At 46.8% G+C, this 2433-nt stretch carries 2 protein-coding genes; both read right to left on the bottom strand.

Annotated features, from left to right (window positions below):
* The coding region (locus tag QUA16_RS05575) for an ELWxxDGT repeat protein (RefSeq protein ID WP_333102240.1) at positions 1–1358 on the bottom strand (1358 nt) is incomplete at its 3' end.
* 209 nt (positions 1359–1567) lie between these two features.
* Positions 1568–2433, bottom strand: an 866-nt coding sequence (locus QUA16_RS05570) for a calcium-binding protein (protein ID WP_333181044.1), incomplete at its 5' end; no start/stop codon positions are given.

Genomic DNA, 2433 nt, shown 5'->3' with positions numbered 1-2433 from the left:
GCTGTCCCATCACTTTTCCACAACTCATTACCATTGATGCCGTCATCGGCAGTGAAATACAAGGTGCCGTTTACGTTCGTGAGGCCGTAAGGGAATGAATTACTTGTCCCTGGGTAGATGTCTTTGACCAAGACGGTACCGGCGGCTGTCTCATCACTTTTCCACAACTCATAACCATTGATGCCGTCATCGGCTTGGAAATACCAGATGCCGTTCACGTTCGTGGCGTTCTTGGATGAACCACTTATTCCTGGGTTGATGTCTTTGAACAAGACGGTACCAGCGGCTGTCCCATCACTTTTCCACAACTCTTTACCACCGGCTTGGAAATACAAGGTGCCGTTCACGTTCGTTAGGCCGTAAGGGTCTGAACCAATCTCCCCTGGGTAGATGTCTTTGACCAAGACGGTGCCAGCGGCTGTCCCATCACTTTTCCACAACTCTTTACCATTGGTGCCGTCATCGGCATTGAAATATAAGGTACCATTCACGTTCGTGAGATCCTGGATGTCAGACAATGAACCCAATATCCCCGGCTTGATATCTTTGACCAAGACGGTGCCAGCAACTGTCCCATCACTTTTCCACAACTCTTTACCATTGGTGCCGTCAGAGGCTTGGAAATACAAGGTGCCATTCACGTTCGTGAGGTTGCTAGGGAATGATGAAACCCATATCCCCGGGTTGATATCTTTGACCAAGACGGTGCCAGCGGCTGTCCCATCACTTTTCCATAACTCTTGACCTTTGTAGGGGGTAATGGGAATGAAATACAAGACGCCGTTCACGTTCGTGAGGTTTTCAGGGTTTGAACCACCTATCCCTGGGAAGATGTCTTTCAATAGCTTGAAACCTAACAAGCCAGAGTAAGTCGCCAAGGCTTGAGCACTGAAGGGAGTTAGCGAGTCAGGGAAAAAAGAGTCTCCAGGGTACTGATAAGTGAGTGACCAGGTGCCGCCTTTGGCCGCATTCCCGGTGGGGTTGGGGTTCGCACTGATAGCTGCACCGGTGAGTTGGTGTAATTTTTCGATAAATTCTGCGCCCGCGTCTCCCGCCGCAACGGAACACCCATAAAGGAAGATGAGGCTTCCTGTTGTTCCCCACTGTTGTAATTGGTGGGCGTATAGGTTCAGAGTATCCAGACTCAGTTGGGTATTACCGAGATAGAGGATACCCGGAGCCCCGTGTGAAAGGATATGTATCGCTTCAATATCTTTTTGATTGGCTAAGGCATTAGTAATTTGTGTGATGCCGCTCAAATTTTTATTTAAAATCACAATTTGAGCGCTATCTATACCTTGGATCAGGCTTTGATAGTCTTGTACAGAGGAGTCAACGAAAATAATTTGCTTGTTCATAGTAGTCACCTTTTTTATTTTTTTTGTCTAGGACTTACGCATTCAGGGCAATTACCAAGGTAGTAACTAGGCTTTTGGTATCTCACCAGAAGCTGAGTATAAGGAGATATTGTGTGAGTACGTAAGTTCTCTACAAGTGCGATCGCCTCCTCTCAAACTCAAAGGCGATCGCGATTAATTTCACTCAAATAGAGTGGACAAAGCCCATGCTACAGAATCACAAAAGCATTTGCCGTCAAAGCGCTTTGCGCTACCCCTTGAACGATACCCAAATAACTGGAGTCGGCTTTAACTTTAATTGCTATAGAATTGACAGCAGGTTGTCCATTCAGCGTTAAGCTAATATCTTCAAAAGTGAGGCTGGAAAATGTATTCCCGTTGATGAGACCAATTTTGTCGCCAGTCTTGAAGTCTGTAATCACATCTGCATCTGTTAAACTGGTCGCTGCTATCTGTCCCCCAGCTAAGACAAATGTATCGTTTCCATCGCCACCGGTGAGAAAATCTTGATGGCGATCGCCATAGAGAAAGTCATCGCCACCACCACCAGTCAGGCTATCTTTCTCTTTACCGCCCCGGATAGTATCATTGCCTTCTCCTCCGGTCAGAGTATCGTTGTCATTGTTGCCTAATATATCGTCGTTGCCAGCACCACCTTCAAGGGAATCTGACTCTTTACCGCCGGATAAACAGTCATTACCCGCACCTCCGTCAATTGTATCGGCTCCTTGCATTCCGTTAACTGTATCAGCGCCGCTGGTGCCAGTAATCTTGTCGCTGCCAGATAGGGCTAAGATTTGTTTACCACTAGCAGTCGAGGGCAGTGAGAACAGCAAAATATCATCATTACTGTCTGAGAGGTTGTAAAATAGACCCGTAACAGTGTTTGCTGATTGCCCTGTAGGATTGCCTGAGCCGGGGGCATTGATTGTTGGTGTTGCGATATCTACAGGTGTACCGAAAATCTGTGGCGATGTTCCGGTATTCAAATTAGCTGTCGATGTTCCGGTATTCAAATTAGCTGTCGATGTTCCGGTATTCAAATTAGCTGTCGATGTTCCGGTATTCAAATTAG

This window comes from Microcoleus sp. S13_C3, from assembly GCF_036700905.1.
Classification (GTDB): domain Bacteria; phylum Cyanobacteriota; class Cyanobacteriia; order Cyanobacteriales; family Microcoleaceae; genus Microcoleus.
This window is presented reverse-complemented; position numbering and strand designations above follow the sequence as displayed.